General features: G+C 57.9%; 18 protein-coding genes. 6 read left to right on the forward strand and 12 right to left on the reverse strand.

Going from position 1 to position 19,494, the window contains the following annotated elements; genetic code table 11:
- Positions 1-341 precede the first annotated feature (341 nt).
- Positions 342-959: an RNA polymerase sigma factor gene (locus VG146_02975; protein ID HEV2391305.1), complete on the forward strand. Its 618-nt coding sequence runs from the start codon at positions 342-344 to the stop codon at positions 957-959.
- Positions 956-2,311, forward strand: coding sequence for a hypothetical protein (locus tag VG146_02980; GenBank protein ID HEV2391306.1), 1,356 nt, complete (start codon positions 956-958; stop codon positions 2,309-2,311). The genes VG146_02975 and VG146_02980 overlap by 4 nt, the downstream gene beginning before the upstream one ends.
- Before the next feature lie 43 nt (positions 2,312-2,354).
- Here the strand turns inward: VG146_02980 and VG146_02985 are convergent, their stop codons facing one another.
- The 3 genes from VG146_02985 to VG146_02995 are packed head-to-tail and all read right to left on the reverse strand — an operon-like array spanning position 2,355 to position 3,237.
- Positions 2,355-2,567 carry a hypothetical protein gene (locus VG146_02985; protein ID HEV2391307.1) on the reverse strand — a complete coding sequence of 71 codons (213 nt, stop codon included), beginning with the start codon at positions 2,565-2,567 and terminating at the stop codon, positions 2,355-2,357.
- A gap of 15 nt (positions 2,568-2,582) precedes the next feature.
- The gene (locus tag VG146_02990; protein ID HEV2391308.1) at positions 2,583-2,966 is read right to left on the reverse strand and encodes a hypothetical protein; all 384 of its coding nucleotides are present in this window, start codon (positions 2,964-2,966) and stop codon (positions 2,583-2,585) included.
- Positions 2,959-3,237: a transposase gene (locus VG146_02995; protein HEV2391309.1), complete on the reverse strand. Its 279-nt coding sequence runs from the start codon at positions 3,235-3,237 to the stop codon at positions 2,959-2,961. The genes VG146_02990 and VG146_02995 overlap by 8 nt, the downstream gene beginning before the upstream one ends.
- A 1,096-nt stretch (positions 3,238-4,333) precedes the next feature.
- On the opposite strand from VG146_02995, the gene VG146_03000 reads away from it, so the two are divergent.
- The 4 genes from VG146_03000 to lpxB all read left to right on the forward strand — a co-directional run bounded on the left by VG146_03000 (position 4,334) and on the right by lpxB (position 9,234).
- Positions 4,334-5,359, forward strand: a complete 1,026-nt coding sequence (locus VG146_03000) for a Gfo/Idh/MocA family oxidoreductase (GenBank protein ID HEV2391310.1) — start codon at positions 4,334-4,336, stop codon at positions 5,357-5,359.
- A 122-nt stretch (positions 5,360-5,481) separates the two neighbouring features.
- Positions 5,482-7,233: a leucine-rich repeat domain-containing protein gene (locus VG146_03005; GenBank protein ID HEV2391311.1), complete on the forward strand. Its 1,752-nt coding sequence runs from the start codon at positions 5,482-5,484 to the stop codon at positions 7,231-7,233.
- Between the two features lie 224 nt (positions 7,234-7,457).
- A complete protein-coding gene (locus tag VG146_03010) occupies positions 7,458-7,736 on the forward strand; it encodes a hypothetical protein (protein HEV2391312.1) in 279 nt (92 codons plus the stop codon).
- Positions 7,737-7,965: 229 nt separating this feature from the next.
- Positions 7,966-9,234, forward strand: a complete 1,269-nt coding sequence (lpxB, locus tag VG146_03015; protein HEV2391313.1) for a lipid-A-disaccharide synthase — start codon at positions 7,966-7,968, stop codon at positions 9,232-9,234.
- Here the strand turns inward: lpxB and nuoB are convergent.
- The 9 genes from nuoB to VG146_03060 form a co-directional block, all read right to left on the reverse strand.
- The gene (nuoB, locus tag VG146_03020) at positions 9,222-10,127 is read right to left on the reverse strand and encodes an NADH-quinone oxidoreductase subunit NuoB (GenBank protein HEV2391314.1); all 906 of its coding nucleotides are present in this window, start codon (positions 10,125-10,127) and stop codon (positions 9,222-9,224) included. The two genes, lpxB and nuoB, sit on opposite strands and share 13 nt — an antisense overlap.
- Before the next feature lie 3 nt (positions 10,128-10,130).
- A complete protein-coding gene (locus tag VG146_03025) occupies positions 10,131-11,726 on the reverse strand; it encodes an NADH-quinone oxidoreductase subunit C (GenBank protein HEV2391315.1) in 1,596 nt (531 codons plus the stop codon).
- A complete protein-coding gene (locus VG146_03030) occupies positions 11,723-13,195 on the reverse strand; it encodes a hydrogenase 4 subunit F (GenBank protein HEV2391316.1) in 1,473 nt (490 codons plus the stop codon). Before VG146_03030 ends, VG146_03025 begins: the two co-directional genes overlap by 4 nt.
- 121 nt (positions 13,196-13,316) lie before the next feature.
- Positions 13,317-14,792 (reverse strand): proton-conducting transporter membrane subunit, encoded by a 1,476-nt coding sequence (locus tag VG146_03035; protein HEV2391317.1) that lies wholly within the window; start codon positions 14,790-14,792, stop codon positions 13,317-13,319.
- Entirely contained in the window at positions 14,789-15,457 is a 669-nt protein-coding gene (locus tag VG146_03040; GenBank protein ID HEV2391318.1) for a hydrogenase, read from the reverse strand. The genes VG146_03035 and VG146_03040 overlap by 4 nt, the downstream gene beginning before the upstream one ends.
- Complete coding sequence (locus tag VG146_03045; GenBank protein ID HEV2391319.1) at positions 15,457-16,401, reverse strand: NADH-quinone oxidoreductase subunit H; 945 nt, start codon at positions 16,399-16,401, stop codon at positions 15,457-15,459. Before VG146_03045 ends, VG146_03040 begins: the two co-directional genes overlap by 1 nt.
- Positions 16,398-18,449: a hydrogenase 4 subunit B gene (hyfB, locus tag VG146_03050; GenBank protein ID HEV2391320.1), complete on the reverse strand. Its 2,052-nt coding sequence runs from the start codon at positions 18,447-18,449 to the stop codon at positions 16,398-16,400. The genes VG146_03045 and hyfB overlap by 4 nt, the downstream gene beginning before the upstream one ends.
- Before the next feature lie 39 nt (positions 18,450-18,488).
- Positions 18,489-19,019, reverse strand: a complete 531-nt coding sequence (locus tag VG146_03055; protein ID HEV2391321.1) for a PTS sugar transporter subunit IIA — start codon at positions 19,017-19,019, stop codon at positions 18,489-18,491.
- Positions 19,020-19,083: 64 nt separating this feature from the next.
- The gene (locus tag VG146_03060; protein ID HEV2391322.1) at positions 19,084-19,476 is read right to left on the reverse strand and encodes a C4-type zinc ribbon domain-containing protein; all 393 of its coding nucleotides are present in this window, start codon (positions 19,474-19,476) and stop codon (positions 19,084-19,086) included.
- Positions 19,477-19,494 lie beyond the last annotated feature (18 nt).

Consider the following 19,494-nt stretch of genomic DNA (forward strand, 5'->3'; position numbering starts at 1 on the left):
AGCCGTTCGGCTTTGGCCTGAGCTGTTTCCAGGCGCAGGTGGCCGGAGTGGTGTTCACCCAACTTGCCCTCAATGCTCTGGAGCATTTCTTTGCGAAACTCCTCCCCGCCGATGCACCAGCCCCGGCGCAGGGTTTTGAGCACGTGCTCATCGCCCGAGCCACTTTTACGAACCTTGTTATGGTGTTATGGGTTGACCCCTTTTACACAACCGGGCCGCCCTCATCCACTCGCTCTCTGCCCTCGGTTTTGCTATTTCGAGGAGGAGCACGAGAATGCGGACGAGGAGGATCACGGTGCGAAGGATTCCCGGGCTTTCCAACGACTAATCCGGGTGAGACTATGAGCGCCGCTGTCCAAGAACTGGAACTGCAAAAGATGGACCCGGAAACGGTTGATGATTTGGCCCTCGCCGAACGCGTAGCCGAGAACGGAGACGAAGAAGCCCTGCAGGCGCTCTATGATCGCTACGCGAACCCGCTCTTTGCCTTCATTTTCCACCACCTCGACGGTGCGCGCCCGGAAGCCGAGGAGGTCTGGCAGGACACGCTTTCGGCCGCCATCCGGGGTTTGTCCGGTTTTGAGGGCCAGAGCCGGTTCTTTTCCTGGCTTTGCAGCATCGCCCGCCACAAGATCGCGGACTATTTCCGTTCGAGAGGGCGCGCCGCGCAAAGGCTTGTGCTGCTGCCTCCGGAAGATCTCACCAGCCTGATCGATGAAGGCCCGTTGCCCGATGAAATCGTGAATAACCGGGCGACTTCGTTGCGAGTTGTCACCGCGCTTGGCCAATTGCCATCCGCTTACCAGCAGGCGCTCGTCGCCCGTTACGCCGAGGGGCAGAATGTACAGGAAATCGCGCAACTGCTGGGCAAGAGCTATAAAGCCGCCGAATCCATCCTTTCCCGCGCCCGGGAGGCCCTTCGCGCCGCCTTGAGCGCTCAACCGGAGACCGATTTATGAACGACGAACACGTTAATCAGAATCTGGAGCGATTGCTCCAAGCCGCGACCGGTGGAGAGGCAAGGCCCGACCCGGCCCTGCGCCGCCAAACCCTGCAGCGCCTCTCGGCCGAATTGAAGGCGGCACAAACCTCCGCCGCGACCACCGATAGCCGGGCCGCACCTCCTGTCCGGTCCACGGCCAGAGTCAATTTCGACGAGCCCGCTAATGCCTGGGCCCGTCGTGCAGAAACAAACACCCAAACAACAATCAGTCAGAGAATGGAGACCATTATGAAGAGATTATTCACCGGTTGGGGCTTCGGCCTCACCGCCGCAGCTACCGCAGGAGTCGTGCTCCTGCTCGTCATTGGCAGCGCGCCCAAAGCGCAAGCCAAAGCCCTCGCGATCATGAGCAAAGGCGTCAAGGCCATTGCCAAACTCACCACCGTCCATCTGCAAGGCCAGGTGCGCACCACGCCCAACGATAACTTTTCGGCCATTATGCCCGGCCAGGAGTTTGTCAGTATCGAACTTTGGAAACAGTTCTCACCCGAACTCAAATGGCGCGTGGATAAGCCGGGCCGTGTCGCCGCCATGAATGGCCAGTCCACGATCCTGTTCCTCAAGCCGGACTACGCCGTCAAGGCAGGCCCGTCGCGCGAGGCTTTCGACACGCAGTGGTTGCATGAAATGGCCGACCTGAGCGAGACCCTCATACATGAGTTGAGCGCCATCAAAGCCCACGGCTGGCCCGTCAGCCTCACCGAGGCACAAGGCGACGATGGCAAGCCCAAATCCGTCATCACCGTCCAGGCCAAAGCCAATGTGCCGGACAGCGATTATCTCAACAACAAGTTCTTCATGACGGCGGATACGCGTCGCGTGTATGTGTTCGACAACGAAACCGAGCGGCTCGAAGGTGTCAAAGTCTATCTGCCCACGCCTGCGGGGGAATCGCTGGTGTTCGAGCTCACGCGCATCGACTATAATCAGCCAATCGACTCGAGCGTTTTCGAGCTTCAACTCCCGGCTAATGTGAAATGGGATCAGGGCCTCAAGGCTGTGCCCGATGAGGTGCAGTATACCGCCCTGACCGCCGACCAGGCTGCCCGGGCTTTCTTTGAGGCCTGCGGACGCGAGGACTGGCCGGAAGCCGAGAAGTTCTGCACTTTCGCCAATAGCGACTCATTCCACCAGTACCTCGGCGGCATCACGATCGTCAGCCTGGGCCAGTCATCCGGTCCTGCGTGGAACGGCGCCTATTTCATTCCTTATGAGATCAAACTCAAGGACGGCATGGTCAAGAAGCACAAGCTCGCTTTGAAGCGCAACCCGACGACTAATCGCTGGTTCGTCGACGGCGGCATCTAATCCCGCCGCCACTCTCAGAAGCAACCCTCCGGGGGCGATGTACTCACATCGCCCCTGTCTTTTTAAAGCAGTCTTCTCCCTTGACGCGCTCTTCTCTCGCAGGGAAAATTGAAATTGAAAGGAATTTGCTTTTTGGCACGCGAATTGTTTTGTACGCTTCGCGGGTGAGATCATCCCTGAACTTCCTGGTCATCTTTGGATTGTTGGCGTCGAGGGCGTCCAGCTCTGCTTCGGTGAGATCGTCTGGGTGTTTCATAGGCGGTGGCGGGGTCTAAATAGTGGTGGTCGTCCGGGACTCTTTTTCGAGAAACAGAACCATGGAGATGGGGATTTTGTCGCGCCTGGCACAGCGTTTATGGATGGCAATCTCGGCGGCGTTGGTGGTGGCCGCCTCCATGCGGTAGCGCCCGCAGAACTTCCATCCGGCTTTCATGGCCTTGATGAATACGGGAATGAAATTCGTTTGGTGCGCTTCAGAATCGCCACGCTTCGCCAGGTTCGCCCGGAGCAATTCCACCTCGATGCAACGGTAGTGCCCGCACCGCTTCCACTCGCCGTGGTAATCATAGCCGAGGCAGTCGGGCCGGCCCTTGTCCGTGAAAAGGGCGATTACGCGGTTCTGCGTTTTACGTTCAGAGCGGGGGATTTCAGGCATAGCGGCTATGCTGCGTAATGGCCGCCAGGAAGTCGGTGGCGCTGAAGACCTCGAAGTTGCGGTTGATCTTGGCGTTGAGCCGGGAGCGGTAGATGACGGTGTCGGTGGGGGATTCCAGTGTCATCTTCTCGACCGAAAAAGGGTTGCGCAGGATGTACTGGGCCAGTTCTTCCAGCTTGGACTTGTCCTCGCACGGAACCGGATCTCCGGCGTGGACGTTGAAGCCGCTGTGCTTCCAGGAGTAGAGGACCTGCACGCGCTCAGGCGGCACACTTTGAATCCCCTGTTACACTTTCAAAGCGTAACAGAAAACCTATCTTGGTTTCCTCTTTGCGCTCACCGGCCCGATTCTGAAATCTGGCACGCTACGCTTTGAACCAGCCGTGTTACACTTTCAAAGTGTAACAAAAAATCCCAATATTCCCACGTGTTTATCGTTAATGTTACATGTTACACTTTGTTTTCCCATTCCCGCGCGCAAAACTCTTCCACCCAAAATGCTCAATGCTACCGGCCACATCACTCTCGATCACTCTCGGAACCGTCGGCGTTAGGTCCCGTCTGCTCTCGGCTGCTCTCGCTCACCCACCCCAAAAACGAGAGCAGCCGAGAGCGGTCGAGAACAGCCGAGAGGAGCCGAGAGCTATTTCACTTCCATTTTAGAGCCGGCTTGGGGTGAACTAAGGTGAATTAAGCTATATTGAACGCGGCTATTATTGCGGCTCTATTATGTCAAAGAGCTTCCCGTGCCTCACCTCTCGCGCAATAAAAACCTTAATTCGTTAACCTCGTTTTTGACTCGTTACGCTCCGCGCCTATCCGAAGTCATCCGAGCCCATCCGATTCTATCCGGTCAAAAATGCACTCACGTAATCGTCTAACAGCCGGGGAGAGGAGGCCCGCTGGGAGGATCGTGGGAATGGACTACCGCTCACACCCGTCCATCTGGCCAAATCTGAGTAAATCTGAGTAAATCTGAGTAATTTTTTCACTCATATGAGATTCGAGGCAACCGGCCCGAACAACCCCGCCCGGACCCCCACTCAGAGTTCTGTCAGTCAAAGGACACGTTTTGTCGCGGAATATAGGGTGAAGACATATGAAAACCACCACCTCCCGCGCAACCCACCTCCCCAGGCCAACGCCAAATTCCAGGGAATTCCAGGTAATGCTGCCTATTTTTTAAAAATGAAGCAAAAATCCGGTCAACTCGGTGAAGAAACGCTCAACAAAATTCTGTCAAAAAAGGGGAGCACACCGACACCAAGTCCCCAGCGTGTTGGAGATTGTCACTCGGCGGTCCTCGCGGCAGAATGGGCGGCCAGTCGATTCCTATGACCACCGCCACACCATCAACAAGAACCTCCGTGCAAGTTAAGGTTTGCGTGCTTGGCGCCGGGTCGCTTGGAAAGGAGCACGTCCGCATTTATTCCGATTTGGCAGCGGCTGGCCTGGTGGATTTTGTCGGCCTGTATGATCCGGCGCCGGAGATCGCGCGCAAGTTGGCCGAAAAGTACCGAGTCCGCGCTTTCGGTTCGGTGGCCGAAGCTGTGGCTGCAACGGATGCAGCCAGCATTGTAACTCCCACCCACACCCATTTCGAGCTGGCCCGGACCCTGATCGAGCAGGGAAAGCACGTTCTGGTCGAGAAACCGATGACCGACAATGCGCAACGCGCGGCCCAATTGGTGCAAATGGCCCAGGCCAATCGTTGTATCCTGCAGGTGGGGCATGTGGAACGGTTCAATCCGGTGTTCAAGTACCTGGAATCGGTGGCGCTGGAACCGCGGTTTATCGAAGCACACCGCCTGTCCCCCTACCCGGCGCGCAGCACCGATATTGGAGTGGTCTTGGACTTGATGATTCATGACCTGGACCTGGTGCTGGCTTTTGTGAAGTCGCCCGTCACCAGCGTTGATGCGGTGGGCATCCCGGTCTTAAGCGCAACGGAGGATATCGCCAACGCGCGTCTGCGGTTTGCCAATGGCTGTGTCGCTAATTTAACCGCCAGCCGCGTCAGCCCGGAGAGGATGCGCAAGATTCGGGTCTTCAGCGGGGGGCCTTTAACCAGTTACATCTCGCTGGATTACCGCGCGCAGGAGGGATATATCTATCGCATTGCGCGGGCTGATGAGGTGGAAAGTTCGATGATAAAAAAGCTTCTGCGCGCCAAGGATTCGGCCATCGTCGGCGAATTCGGCGGCAAACGCATTGTGCGTGAGCCGGTCCCTATTGCCAAGGACGAGCCGCTCAAACTCGAATTGCGTGATTTTGTGGACTGCATCCGCGCGCATCGGACACCCGAGGTCAGCGGGGAATCCGCTAAACGCGCGTTGGACCTGGCGTTGGACATTACCAGGCAGATAAAGGGCGCATCCTTGCCCGACAAGTAGTGGCGTCGATAAACCCCAGGCGACTGAGCAGCTTTTCACCTTTCACCAATTTTACACCAATTTGTGCTTGACTGACATCAAAGGCCGTTTAAAATGGAAGATATCTCGGAACTGGCTCGACCATGAAAGCGAACCTCCTCTACCGCACGATTGCATCGTCCCAAAGACCCCTCCGGCCACCCCCCTGTGTGTTATGGGTTCTAGCACTTCTGCCTTTCTTATCACCCCCAGAGGCCGAAGGCCAATTCAGCTTCACGACGAATAATGACGCGTTAATGGTCACGGGATATAATGGTCCCGGAGGAGCGGTGACGATTCCTGGAACGACCAATGGAATGCCAGTAACTGGCATCGGGGATTACGCGTTCCAATACATTTACAGCCTCACCAGTATCACGATTCCCGACAGCGTTGGGAGCATTGGGCAATATGCCTTCTATTATTGCAATATGCTCACGGCTGCCACGATCGGCAACAGCGTGACCAGCATTGGGGATGGTGCGTTCTCCCATTGCGTCAGTTTGCAGGCTATCACGATGCCTGACAGTCTTGGCAACATCGGAGCGGATGCATTCCTCTACTGCATAAGCCTGGGTAGCGTCGCGATCCCCGGCCATGTGGCCAACATCGGAGCGGGCGCATTGCGCTACTGCGGAAGCCTGGCCGGCATCACAATTCCCGGCAGTGTCACCAATATTGGGACGGATGCCTTGCTGAACTGCGACAACCTGGGGGCGATCACAGTAGATCCTCTCAATTCCATGTATAGCAGTCTCAACGGTGTGCTGTTGGACAAAAGCCAAACGACTCTTGTTACATATCCGGGCGGCAAAGATGGGAGTTATACCATCCCCAACACCGTCACCAGCATTGGGAACGACGCGTTTTCTGGTTGCCCAAGCGTGACCAGCGTCGCGATCCCCGACAGCGTCACCAACATCGGAGCCGCTGCATTCCTTGACTGTGGTAGCCTGACCAACGTCACAATCGGCAACAACGTGACCCGCATCGGTGACGAGGCATTCTCTTACTGCATGAGCCTTAAGGCGATAACAGTGGATTCGACTAGTTCTGTCTATAGCGATCTGAATGGGGTGCTGTTCGACAAGAGTCAGACTACTCTGATTGCCTATCCGGATGGCAGAGCTGAGAATTACACGATCCCGAATACCGTGACCCGCATCGGAGATTACGCATTCTCCGGAAACATCCGTCTAACCAACGTCACGATTCCCAGCGGCATCAGGGACATCGGTGACGGGGCATTCCTTGACTGCTACAACCTCGACAGCATCAACATTCCCAATAGCGTTGTCAACATCGGTGACGCCGCGTTGGAGGGCAGCGGCTTGACGAGCGTGACAATCCCCGGCGGCGTCACGAGTATTCGTGACGACGCGTTCAATTACTGCCAGAGCCTGACGACCGTCACCATTGGCGACAGCGTCAGCAGCATCGGACGGCGGGCCTTCGCCAACTGCTTCAGCCTGGCCAATGTTTATTTCGAGGGCAATGCTCCCGCGGTTGATGAGACTGCGTTCTACATTTATGACGGGGCGTTCGAGGCGGTGTATTATCTGCCGGGAACCACAGGATGGGGCGCGGTTTTTGCCGGGGTTCCGGCGATACCATGGACTTTGCCTTATCCCTTGATCTTGAGTAAGAATCCCAGCTTTGGTGCGGGCGCCAATGGGTTCGGCTTCGTCATCTCGTGGGCGACCAACGTTCATGTCGTCGTGGAGGCTTGCACGAATCTGGCTGAGCCAGTGTGGATTCCTGCGCAAACCAACACGCTCACGAATGGCTCTTCCTATTTCAGCGATCCCTATTGGACGAATTGCGCCGTGCGTTTTTATCGAGCGCGCTCGCAGTGATTGCAAATCAGGTCACCGCGTTCTAATCGTTCGAACGTGCGCGGCACAAGGGTTACAACCTTTAGCTGTCCACACCGAAGGCGCCGAAGTATTTGAATGGCAAAAACCGCCCAAAGCGGAATTAGTCATTTGTTGCCGTCTTTACGGCGGACCCGGCAATCCCGGACGAGAGGCGGAAAGGAAAGCAAGAAAGCCGAGAAAGGAATTGCAGAGATGCGGCCTGAATGCCAACTTTGGACATGAGCATGGCCGAATTGATGCGCGTGGTGGCGGGTTTGCCTGCTGAACAGCAAAACGAATTGGCGGCCTTTCTGCTTCATCTTCGTCTCCGGCAGGACCCGGAATGGCGGGCGGAGATGGCCCGGCGTATCGATGACAAAGACCCCGCGCACTGGCAAGTTTGGCGAATTGGAAGAAACAACTCGCGGCCCTTGAGGGGCAAGGATGACCGACTACCGCGTTTTCATCGCGGCGGAGGTTGTGGCCGCGTTACGGTCATGTAGCAGGCGTGAGCAGCGTAGCATTACGCGGTTACTCGAAAGCCTGGGTCAGGACCCCTATCGGGCAGGAGATTACACTCCGAACCGGACCAAATCGGGCGACCTGTTCAGGTGCTGATTACAGGACGCCATGCCATCTGCTTTTGGGCCGACCACGCTGTCAAGGAGATCAAGGTCGTGGACCTAAAGAGCGCAGGACCTTAATTGATCTTCGAGCAGAGACGAATCGGATTTGAATCCCAAAACATTCATGCTCATCGCGGGGGAAACCAGCGGCGACCTGCTGGGGGCGGAGCTCGTGCCAGAGATTGGCGACATCCTGGCGGACATCGGCGCCCTGCCGACGCCGGATTACCAACCGCTGCATGCCAGTCTTGCGCCTCGTTTTTTTGGCGCCGGAGGTCCGCTCATGGCGGCTGCGGGGGTGGACCTGGCTTTTGACCTTACTGCCCATTCGGTCATCGGCCTCTCCGATGTCATCAAGAATTATTTCAAGTTCCGGCGGCTCTTTCAGCGCCTTTACCGGCTGGCTCTTGAACGGGAGCCGGACGCAATTATTTGCATCGACTTCTCAGGGTTTAATCGCCGATTCGCTCAGGCAATCAGACGTTTCACACGCGCGCGCCGTGACTGGTTCCACGACTGGAACCCCAAGATCATCCAATACGTTTCTCCTCAGGTGTGGGCTTCGCGCGAAGGACGGGTTTATAGCATGGCCCGCGATTACGACCTGGTCCTGAGCATTTTTCCTTTCGAGCCGGCCTGGTACGCCCGGCGCGTGCCGCAATTGCCCGTGCGCTTTGTCGGCCACCCGATATTGGACCGTTACAGGCACCCTCCTTGTCCTGGCGGTGACCGGGAGAACTCCGAACCCGCCGCCGAGCCCCTGGTTTTGCTCCTTCCGGGGAGCCGAGGGTCCGAGCTCGAGCGGCATTTGCCCGTGCTCGTCCAGAGCCTGGCCTTGATGCGAGCCAGTATTCCCGCCTTGAGGGCGCGCATGGTGCTCCCGAATGAGGCGCTGGTGAAACAAGCCAAGACGTTTGGGCTGCCGGCCAATCTGGAGGTCCAGGCCGGCGGCCTCCCTGAGGCATTGTGCGAAGCACAAGTTGCCGTCGCTTCGACGGGCACCGTGACCCTGGAGTGCGCCTATTTCGGGGTTCCCACCGTTGCGCTGTACATTACGTCGTGGACCACCTTTCAGATCGGCAAACGCCTCGTCAATGTGAAGCACCTTGCGATGCCGAACCTGCTCGCCGATACAGAGGTCTTCCCTGAATTCATTCAGGACGCTGCAACGCCCCAGAATATTGCGCAGGCGGCCTTGGACTTGCTTTTTGACTCCAAGCGTCGTGGGCAGATCAAAAGCAAGCTCGCTGAGATTATCAAGTCGCTGGGTGAGCCGGGCGCAAGCCGGCGCGCCGCCCGCGAGATTGTGAATCTAATCGAACCCCGACAAACAAAAGCAGCAGAGCCAACCGGCGGAGCCGCTCAGGCCCGATGAGGGAATTTGCCTATAGCCATCAGGATTCCCTGCAACAGCGCAAAGGGGTTCGGTGGACAGCCGGGGATATAAACATCGACTGGAAGCACCTTGTCCACCCCGCCTAAGGTGGCGTAATTCCTGCCGAAAATACCGCCCCCACACCCACAGGCGCCGACCGCCACGACCAGGCGCGGCTCGGGTATTGCGTCGTAGGTCTTGCGCAATGCCAATTCCATATTGCGCGAGACGGGTCCGGTGACCAACAGCATGTCCGCATGACGAGGCGAGGCGACAAAATGGATGCCGAACCGCTCGATGTCATACACCGGGCTGTTCAGGCCGGCTATTTCCACCTCGCATCCGTTGCATGAGCCGGCATCGACTTCCCGGATGTGCAGCGAGCGTCCCAGCACCTTTTGAATCCGGGCCTGCACCTCGGCGCCAAGCTGTTCGAATGAACTCCGGGCGGGCCTTTGCAAATCCCAAGGCGAGGAGCTTGCCGGATTGTCATTGGCAGGAGCTTCCGGGAATTGCGATGGATTGCATTGTTCCTGGACCTTTCCTTGAGTGCCATCGGGGTTGAGTTCGTAGATCACGCTGGTTATCAAAGCACGCCTGCTGAGCGAAGCCAGCTCGCAAATGTTCGTCATGCGAATCGCGCTGTCGGCCTCTGCGCAAAGGCCGCAGAAAGTGCAATTGCTCAGGTCGAGGTTGACAGTCCGTGCCCCATTCCGCTCGGTGTAGCTCAATGCGCTCGTTGGGCAAGCCGCAACCGCCGGGCGCGCATCGTGCCAATTGGCAAAATCGATTTCCGGGCGGCCACGGGCCTGGCTGGACAGTTCCGGGGCTGAACGCGGGTAAGCGGTCGTCACGATGCCTGTGGCCAAACTCTTGCGCAATATCTCAAACATAACTCAACGATCGGTGCCCGAATAAGAAAGGTTAAAACTCTTATTTACCACCGGGAAATCCGGAATGATGTTTCCCAGGATGGCCTCGCTCAGCGCCGGCCAATTCTGCAAGGACGGGTCCTTCACTTTGCAGCGCGCCAGCCGGTTCCCGGGGGCGGTGCGGACCCAATGGAAAATCTCTCCACGCCAGCCCTCGACAAAGCCCAGTCCCGTCGCGTTGGGAGGCACTTGCAATATTGGGGTCACCAGCGGACCGCCGGGCAATTTATCCAGCACCTGTTGGATAATCGAAAGGGCCTCACGCACTTCATCGATGCGCACTTGCATTCGCCGCAACACGTCGCCTTGCTGGTAAACCGGAATATTGAATTGTGCCTGGTCATAGGCCGCATGGGGAAAATCGCGGCGCAAATCGTGAGTGAAACCGGAAGCACGTCCGGCGATGCCGACAACCCCCAGGTCACTCGCGGTTGCCGGTTTCAAGATGCCTGTCGTTTCCAGGCGGTCCCGTGTGGACGAGGATTCGCGGACCAGCAAGACCAGCGACTCAAATTGCGGCCGCAATGTCCGCAGCCATTGGCGAATAGCGCCCAGTTGTTCTTCAGCCCAATTAAAGCGAACTCCCCCGAGGCAAGCCATTCCGCGCAAGAGCCGGTTGCCGGTTAATTGCTCGTTAAGCCTCAGAACACTTTCCTTGAGCCGCATTGCATGGGCATTGGCGACCGCGAAGGCGACATCGGTCGCGATGGCCCCGATGTCCGCAATGTGATTATAGACCCGCTCGAGTTCGAGGCAAATGGTGCGCAAGGCCCTGGCGCGAGGCGGCGGCTCAACGCCGGCAACACGCTCGATGGCATGGCAAAAGGCTGTCGCATGGGCAAAGCTCGAATCGCCCGAAATGCTTTCAGCCAGGCGCACGCCGTGGGCTATTGACATTTGCTCGAACAACTTCTCTGTTCCTTTGTGGGTATAGAAAAGCCGGATTTGCAGGTAAAGGACCGGCTCGCCCGCAACGCTGAACAGGAAATGGCCGGGTTCAATAATCCCCGCGTGGACAGGGCCGACAGGAACCTGAAAAACCCCTTCGCCCTCGACTTGCCGGAATTTATGACGCTCGCCAGTGAACGGAGGCAGTGTTGTCCAGAGGTCGAAGTCCTTGCGCAACGGGAAGACCTCGGGCCAATCATCGTGCAGGGCGCAACGCCGGGGGTTGGGGTGTCCTTCGAGTTTGAGGCCAAACAGGTCCTGGATTTCGCGCTCCTGCCAATTAACGGCGGGCAATGCATTGGCCAAAGAAGTAAACTGGCCGTGGCCAGGAGCAACCGGCACGCGCAGGATCAGAAAGCCATGGGCTGCATCCAGGGCAAAGACGTAGTATATGTGAAAGGAACCTGTCTCGGCGCGGGCGTCATCAGCAAACAAACTGACCAGGCGGCCATTCCACTTTTTATAGACCTGCGCGCAAAAGCCGGGCACCAGCTCGATGTCAGCCTGGAAATAAACCTCATCGGGCCTTGGGGCTTGGACGGCATGAATGCGGGCGCCGAAGCGTTCCTTCAGATCGTTGAGAACGGGTTGTAAGCCGGGCAGAATAGTCATGGAACACCTCCGATAATCCGGGCGGATTGCTGGACAATGGAGAAGAGCGGTCCAGGCAACCAGACCCCAAACATAATGACAACCAGCGCTACCACGAGCATCGCGCCCAACTTCCAGGGACACTCGCTGCGGCGCTCGAGGGGTTCGGCAGCCGAGCCGAGATTCATGTTGGCCATGTGCAGCAGGAATCCGACAAAGATCGTCACCACACCGAGAATGAACAGAGCGGCAGCCCAAATGTTCTGGGCCGCCAGGGCGGCGCTTAAGGCGGTGAACTCGCTCTGAAAAATACTGAATGGGGGCAGGCCGGTCACCGCAAACGCAGCCAGCAGGAAAAAAGCCCCGGTCCACGGCAGCGTGTGGATGACGCCACGCACCTTGCGGAAGTAAGGCGAGCCGAACTCCTGCTCGACATTGCCTGCGGAAAAAAAGAGCAGGGGTTTGGTCACCCCATGAAACAGCATGTGCAGCACGGCGCCCAGCGCGCCGAGTTTTCCGCCAAATCCCAGCGCGGCAACCATGATGCCAGCGTGGTCAATGCTTGAATAAGCCAGCAACCGGCGGAAATTCCTTTGCACGAGCACAAACGGCGCGGCTAGCAAGATGGAGAAAATCCCAAAACCGATAAGCATCTGGCTGGGGAATTCGTGCCCAAGACATTTTTCGGCCAAAACATCAAAGCGCATAATGCAGTAAATGGCGGAATTGATGAAAGCGGCGCCGAGCAGCGTTGCTGCGGGGACCGGGGCCTCAGCATAGGCATCGGGTTTCCAGGTATGCATGGGCGCCAGGCCCGCTTTGGTGCCATAACCCAGCACCACCATCACGAAGGCCAATCTCATCGCCGTGGGATTTAACTGCCCGGCAATACCCACCAGGACCGACCAGTTCATACCCTGGCGCGCGTGTTCTCCCAATACACCCACAGCCGATGAATAGGTAATCACAGTGCCGAATAAGGCCATCGAAATCCCCACGCTGCCAATCATGATGTATTTCCAGCCCGCCTCGAAAGAGGTTTTCTGGTTATAAAAGGTCACCAGCAACACGGAAGCCAAGGTGGTGGTCTCGACAGCGACCCACATGACCCCGAGGTTATCGGCCATCGGCACCAGCAACATGGCGCCCACAAACAGCGGCGTCAGAACGTAATAATGCCGCAATTGTTTGATCGTGATCCGGCCCTCGAGCAGGTCCCGGCGAAAATAGCCCACGGCGTAAATCCCGCACACCAACGCGACGAAGGCCGTCAAACCAACCACCAATCCACTCAACGGATCGGCCTGAAGGAATCCCTCCAGGGCCGTCACCTTCTGCTGTTCCAACAATTCGAAGGCAAGGACTCCCGACAAGATGGCCGCAAGGACGAAAGCTGCCAGATTCAGCCGCTCCCACCACCGGGGCGATTCCACCACCAGGCATAACACACCCGCCAGCAGCGGGATCGTTAGGAGGAGAATCAGAAGCATCTGGTCCTCCTCGATAAATGATGCGGAGCCTGTTTTGAAAATGCAGGAGACGGCGTGAGGAGGCTCTGATCAACACGTAAATCAGTTGAGGTTGGCCTATGGACATTTCCAAAACACGTTCTCATTTAATCCCTCCGATGATTCCGGCTGCGCGGCGGATGACCTCCAGCAGTGGCGCAGGGAGCCAGAGGCTGAAGACGACCAAGGTGGCCAGCAACAGACCCATGGCAGGCACACCGGCCAGCGGCGCTAACTGACTGACATGAGCAATTCTGGGCGCACCCAGAACGACACGCGTCAATTGAAAAAGAATTCCGCAAAACGAGGCCAGTATCGCCAGAAGCACCAGAACGCTCACCGCCGTCTGACCCGCCACAAAGCCTCCATTCAACACCGTCATCTCGCTGAAGAATAAACCGAACGGCGGCAAGCCCATGGCAGCAAAGCCGGCGAGGCCCATGCAAAGGACGGTGACAGGCAGGAGCCTGGTCAGCCCGCCGCCAATCAGGCGGATTTGCAGGGTGTGGCAGGCCTGGTGGATGTTGCCGGCAGCAAAGAACAGAACGGGCTTAGTCAGGGCGTGGTAACCCATGTGCAGCAGTGCACCAAAGATGGTCAGGGGTGAATTCAGGCCAATGCCGGCGCAGATTAAACCGACGTGTTCGAGGCTCGAGTAAGCCAGCAGACGTTTGAGGTTGGTCTGCACCAGGATAAAAGGCGCCGCCAGGCACATCGAGCCCAGGCCAAACACCAACAACAACGTGCGGCTGAATGGGGATTGGAGGCAGGCAGTGGTCAGGATATGAAAACGCAGGAGGGCATACAGGGCAACCTTGAGCGAAACGCCTGAGAGCATGGCGCTGGTGGGCGAGGGGGCCTCGCTATGTGCATCGGGCAGCCAGGTGTGCATGGGGGCCAAACCGGCTTTGGCGCCGTAGCCGATGAGCACGAAAACAAACGCCAGCTTGATCATGCGCGGATTGAGTTGGCCGGCCACGGACATCAGGTGCGCCCAATTGAAGCTGGGCAACGACTCAGACTCTTGATCGATAGCGGCAGCGTAGGTGAAGACGGTTCCCATCAGGGCCAGGGCTAGCCCCAGGCTGCCCAGCATGACGTATTTCCAAGCCGCTTCCAGAGAGGTCTTGCGGTTATACAGCGCTACCAGCAGCACCGAAGAAAGGGCCGTGGCCTCCAACGCAAACCACATCACCCCGAGGTTGTTTACCAAAACCACCAGAAACATTCCTGCCGCAAATAACGGGGTTAATACGAAGAATTCCTTCACCTGCGCGCCGGACACGACGCCCGAGGCAAGATCGGCCCTGAAATAGCGGCCCGCATACAGCGCCGTTGCGAGAGAAACGACTGAGATCATCAACACCATCCAGGCGCTCAAGGCATCGGCCCGGAAAAATTCCTGGCATTCGGTGACTACCTGGCGCGCCAGGACCTCCCGCAGCAACAGGAACCCGAAAGCGACCGTACCAGCAAAGGCCCCGATGTCGATCCACTCCATGAGCCGCCTCGAGGAGGTCAGGAGGCAAAGCAGGACCGCTGCTGCCGGAAACGCCAGGATGGGGATTAAAAGCATCATCCGCGCAATTGGCTCAGCTTGCTGACGTCCATCGAGGCGAAGGTCTCACGAATCCGATAGACGAGAATCCCCAGGACCATCACCGCTACCATCACGTCAAAAAAGATGCCCAACTCGACCACCAACGGCATGCCGTAGGTGCTCAAGGCTATTGCCGCCAGCATCACGCCATTTTCAACCGTCAATAGCGCCAGGACCTGAGTAATGGCCTTGCGGCGGTTAAACATGAGGAAAAACCCGGTCAGCAAGAGCGTGATGGCGATAGCCAGCGTATTGTTGCCCAACCGCTCCAGAGAGGTGAACGGGCGCGCGACGATGTAACCCAATAACGTGAAGGCGCCGCACAATAGCATCGAAGCGGTGTAGTTGAGCAGGGGCTCAATTTCCTGGTGAATCTGGATGCGCCGGACCAGGCGGTTGAGCAGCCAGGGCAGGAAGAACACTTTGCCGCCCAGCGTGAGCCCGGCTACCCAGTACACGTGGGTTGCGTGATGGAAAAAGGCAACTAGGGCAGCAATGGCCGTCAGCAACAGTGATTGCAGGGCAAACAGCCGAATATTTGTCAGCAGCATGCGTTGCACCACCATCAGCAACTGGATGACCAGCATGCCCGCTGCCAGCAACGTGATCCATTGGGAGGCTAAATCGGGTGGAGTCGAGTTCATTAGTAAGGAAACAAAAATGTGGAGAGCAGGGCCAGCGTGGCCAGGATGAAGGCCGCGCTCACCAAGTCGGGCACACGGAACAGGCGCAGCTTTGCGTTTGTCGTTTCCACGAGCACCACGGCTCCGGCCATCCCGAGCAGCTTAAGCAGGAACCAAAGCAACGAACTGCCCAGAGCAAAGGCGTTGGTATCCGAAGCGATGCCGAGGGGAAAAAAGATATTCACCAGCAACGCCATCAGGATGAGCTGTTTGAGCGCAGCGCTCCACTCGATGAGGGCCAAATAGCGGCCCGAATATTCCAGAATCATCGCCTCATGAATCATGGTCAGTTCGAGGTGGGTGGCCGGGTTATCCACAGGAAGACGGCCCGTCTCGGCCAGCAACACAATGAACAGGGCAGCAAAGGCCAGCACCCGCGCCGGGTTGAGCAGAGTCGCCGTCGGGCCGGTGGCCGCCAGGAGCATTTGGCTCAAATTGGTCGAACCCGCCTTGATGGCGACTGTAAAGACCGCCAGCATCAAAGCCGGCTCGGCAATCGCGGAGATGGTCATCTCACGGCTGCTGCCCATGCCGCCAAAAGCGCTGGCTGCGTCAAGCCCTGAAAGTGCCAGGAAGAACCTGCCCAACGCCAGCAGGCCCACGAAAGCCAGCACCCCTCCAAACAAGCTCAAGGGCGCCTGAATGCTGATGAGCGGCACCATCAGCCCGGCCAGGAGCGTCGAGATGAAAAGGACGAAAGGCGTCGCGCGGAAAATCCACGAAGCATGTTCGGAGATGACCATCTGTTTGCGAAGGAACTTGGCAAGATCGAGGTATGGCTGCCACAAACGCGGTCCGCGCCGGTTCTGCAGCTTGGCTTTCCAGTTTTTGATGCAGCCGCTGACCAGTGGCGCCAGGCCCAGGAGCAGCGCTGTCTGCAAAACAATGCCCAGGAACGCGTTCATAACGTAAACATCAGGAGCAGCAGCAAGGTGATGAAGATATAGATCAAGTAGGCCTGGATGCTGCCCGCTTGCAGGGCCCGCATGCGGCGAGACAGCCGCAGAATGCCCCGATTCAGCGGCCGGTAAATGCGCGTTACAAAGGCCTCCTCGATATGGCTCTGAAACCGGATCGTCTTGGCAAAATAAGGCGAGTAATCGTATTCGCGCTGGACCTCGCGTTTCGGGCGGAACAGGGCTTTAAAGATCATCCGTATCGGTTTCGAAAAGCCGGTTGCCGTGTATTCCATTTGCGGGGTGAGTCCTCTCGATCCGCAGTCCCAGGTCGGTCCAATACGCACCAGGGCGCGCCGGCCAAAGAACAACCATAGAACCAGCGGAATCGGCAGCAGACAAATCCCCATCAGCAACATCCCCAATGTGGATACGGAGCCTCCCAGCGGCTGAGTATTTCCCAGGACAAGCCCGTGGGACAGGCTCAAAGTGGCGCCGAGCCGTTCTCCAGTCAGTTGCGCGGTCAACGGGTCCAGGAGTCGCAGAAAGAGAGTTGGGAAAAGCCCCAGAAAGATACAGACGGCTGTAAGAAATCCCATGCCGGCCAGCATGGTTGGAGAGGCCTCATGGGCCTCGCGGGCTTCATGGCCGCGAGGTTGGGCCAGAAAGGTGATGCCAAAAGCTTTCACAAAACAGGCCGCCGCCAGCGCGCCAGTCAGGGCCAGCATGGCGCCCCCCAGCGGGAACATCAGCCGCACCAGGCTTTCAGTCGTGCCGAAACCCTGCAGCAGCGCTTGATAAGTGAGCCATTCGCTCACAAAACCATTGAGCGGCGGCAATGCCGAAATAGCCACAGCCCCTATCAGGAAAAAAAGAGCGGTTGTGGGCATCCGCTTAATCAAACCGCCCATCTCTTCCATGTTCCGGGTGTGCGTCGAATGAAGGACCGCCCCGGCGCCAAGGAACAACAGGCCCTTGAACATGGCGTGGTTGATCGTGTGATACATCCCGGCGATCAAGGCCAGGGTCGCCAACACCGGATGGCCGGTATGCAAAAACATCAACGCCGCTCCCAGCCCCATCAGGATGATGCCGATATTTTCGATGCTGTGATAGGCCAGCAGCCGTTTGAGGTCGTGCTCCATCAGCGCGTATAACACGCCCAGGACGGCGGAGATGGTCCCGATAGACAGCACGGTGACCCCCCACCAATTAGGCGGAGTGCCCAGGAAATCGAACAGCACACGCGTCAGGCCGTAGATGCCGGTTTTGATCATCACGCCCGACAGCAAGGCCGAGACATTGCTCGGGGCAACCGGGTGCGCTTCCGGCAACCAGATGTGCAGCGGAACGATGCCAGCCTTGACCCCAAAGCCGGCCAGGAACAGAAGAAACGCCGCATTGCGCTGCCCAGGCGGCAGCTTGGCACCCCACGCCCGGAACCCTTCGAAAGAGTAATCGCCCGAGAATTGGAACAGGAGCAGGAAACCTAGAATCAGGCAGCCGGTCCCAATGTGCGACATGATGAAGTAGAGCACTCCGGCGTTTCGCGCTTCGGCCTTTTCATGCTCGAAACTCACCAGGCAATAGGCACACAATGCCATGATTTCCCAGGCAATGAGAAAAAAGAAGGCATTGGAGGCAATGAACACCAATGTCACGGCCATTAACAGGGAGTTGTAAAAAGCCCCAAGCACACCCACGTTCTTTCTCCCGTAAAAGCCGCGCACGTACCCTAACGAGTAAAGCGACAGCCCCACGGCCAACAACGAGACGATAAGCAGGAAAAAAGCCGACAGAGCGTCGAGGTTGACCGTCAACCGCACATAAGGAATGAGGGATGGCCACAGCTCAAATGCGGCTGTCTGCGTTCCGGCTCCGGCGGTCAAGACCAGGACTGCTGCCCCGATTCCGGCAACACCGGCCAGGGTCGCACAGCCGAATCCCAGCATGTTGGCCAGGCTTGGCCGGCGCAAGCCCAGCAGACTGCCCGCCACTCCGGCGGCGTAAGCGCCCAAAGCAATTCTCAAGAGAAACGCGGGAGACAAAAGGTCCATCGAGGGAGGTCGTTGGAGCGGTTGTTTAGGAGAGATGGTTTAGCGTTCGGATTCAGGCCGCCGGCAATTGGGCTCGGCAGGGCGCACTTTAATCTTCTGAAGCACGGCGCGAATGCCTGCGATGTCAGGGGCTGCGCGCAATTCGGCCAGCCACTTGGGCTGCTGGCCCAGCCGCGCCAGGCTGGCCAACAGGTGCAGGTAACAGGCTGCATCAGTTGCCGGAACGGCCAATAGGAAGATCAGTTGCACTCCCCACGGGCCTTTGGCGCCCCAAGCCATCGGTTGCGACGTGCGGCCCAGGGCGAATTGCAACTGCTTAACTCCGCCCAAACGCGCATGGGGAAAAGCCATCCCGCACGCGAGGGCAGAGCTGGCCAGCAGCTCCTGGTTCAGGGCCGCGTGATAGAACGGCAGCAGGTCAGGCACACAGCCTTGCTGCTGGAGGGCCTGGCTAAGTTCGCTGATGACCCCGGCCGTGTCGCGTTGGCGCAACTGCGGTATGATCAGCCCGGGCCGGGTAAAATCCTCGAGTGTACTCGAGGCCAAAGAATTGAGCGTAGCGGAGAGCATGCGGGAGAACCGTTACTTCGAGTTGCGCCATCCGGCGCCGGGAGTTCCTCTGCCAACGTTCAGCTTAGACAACTGGAGCAAGCGCTTTGCGTTTTCGTGGCTTGGGTGCGGCCTTCGGGGCGGGCTTCGTCGCGGCAATGTTCTCAACAAACTGGCTCTCGGCGGGGTCTGGCAGATAGAGATAGCGTCCGCAAGTATCGCAAAGCTGGATGTCGGCGCCTTGCATAAGTGTGTTGATGGTGCCGATAGGCAGGCGCATGTGGCATCCGGTGCAAACCTGGTTGCGGACCACGGCCACTCCTTTCTTGCCGCGCACGGCGAGGCGTTCGTAATGGCCCAGGATGGGCTGCGGGATCAGCGCGCGCAGCTCGGTGATTTGAGATTGGGCTTTTTTATCGTGGGTTTGGTCAAACTCCAGGGCCTGGAGTTTCAGGAGGTTCTGCAGCACGTCGTTCATATGAGAAAATAGGGCTAA

The sequence above is a fragment of the Verrucomicrobiia bacterium genome, assembly GCA_035946615.1.
Classification (GTDB): domain Bacteria; phylum Verrucomicrobiota; class Verrucomicrobiia; order Limisphaerales; family UBA8199; genus DASYZB01.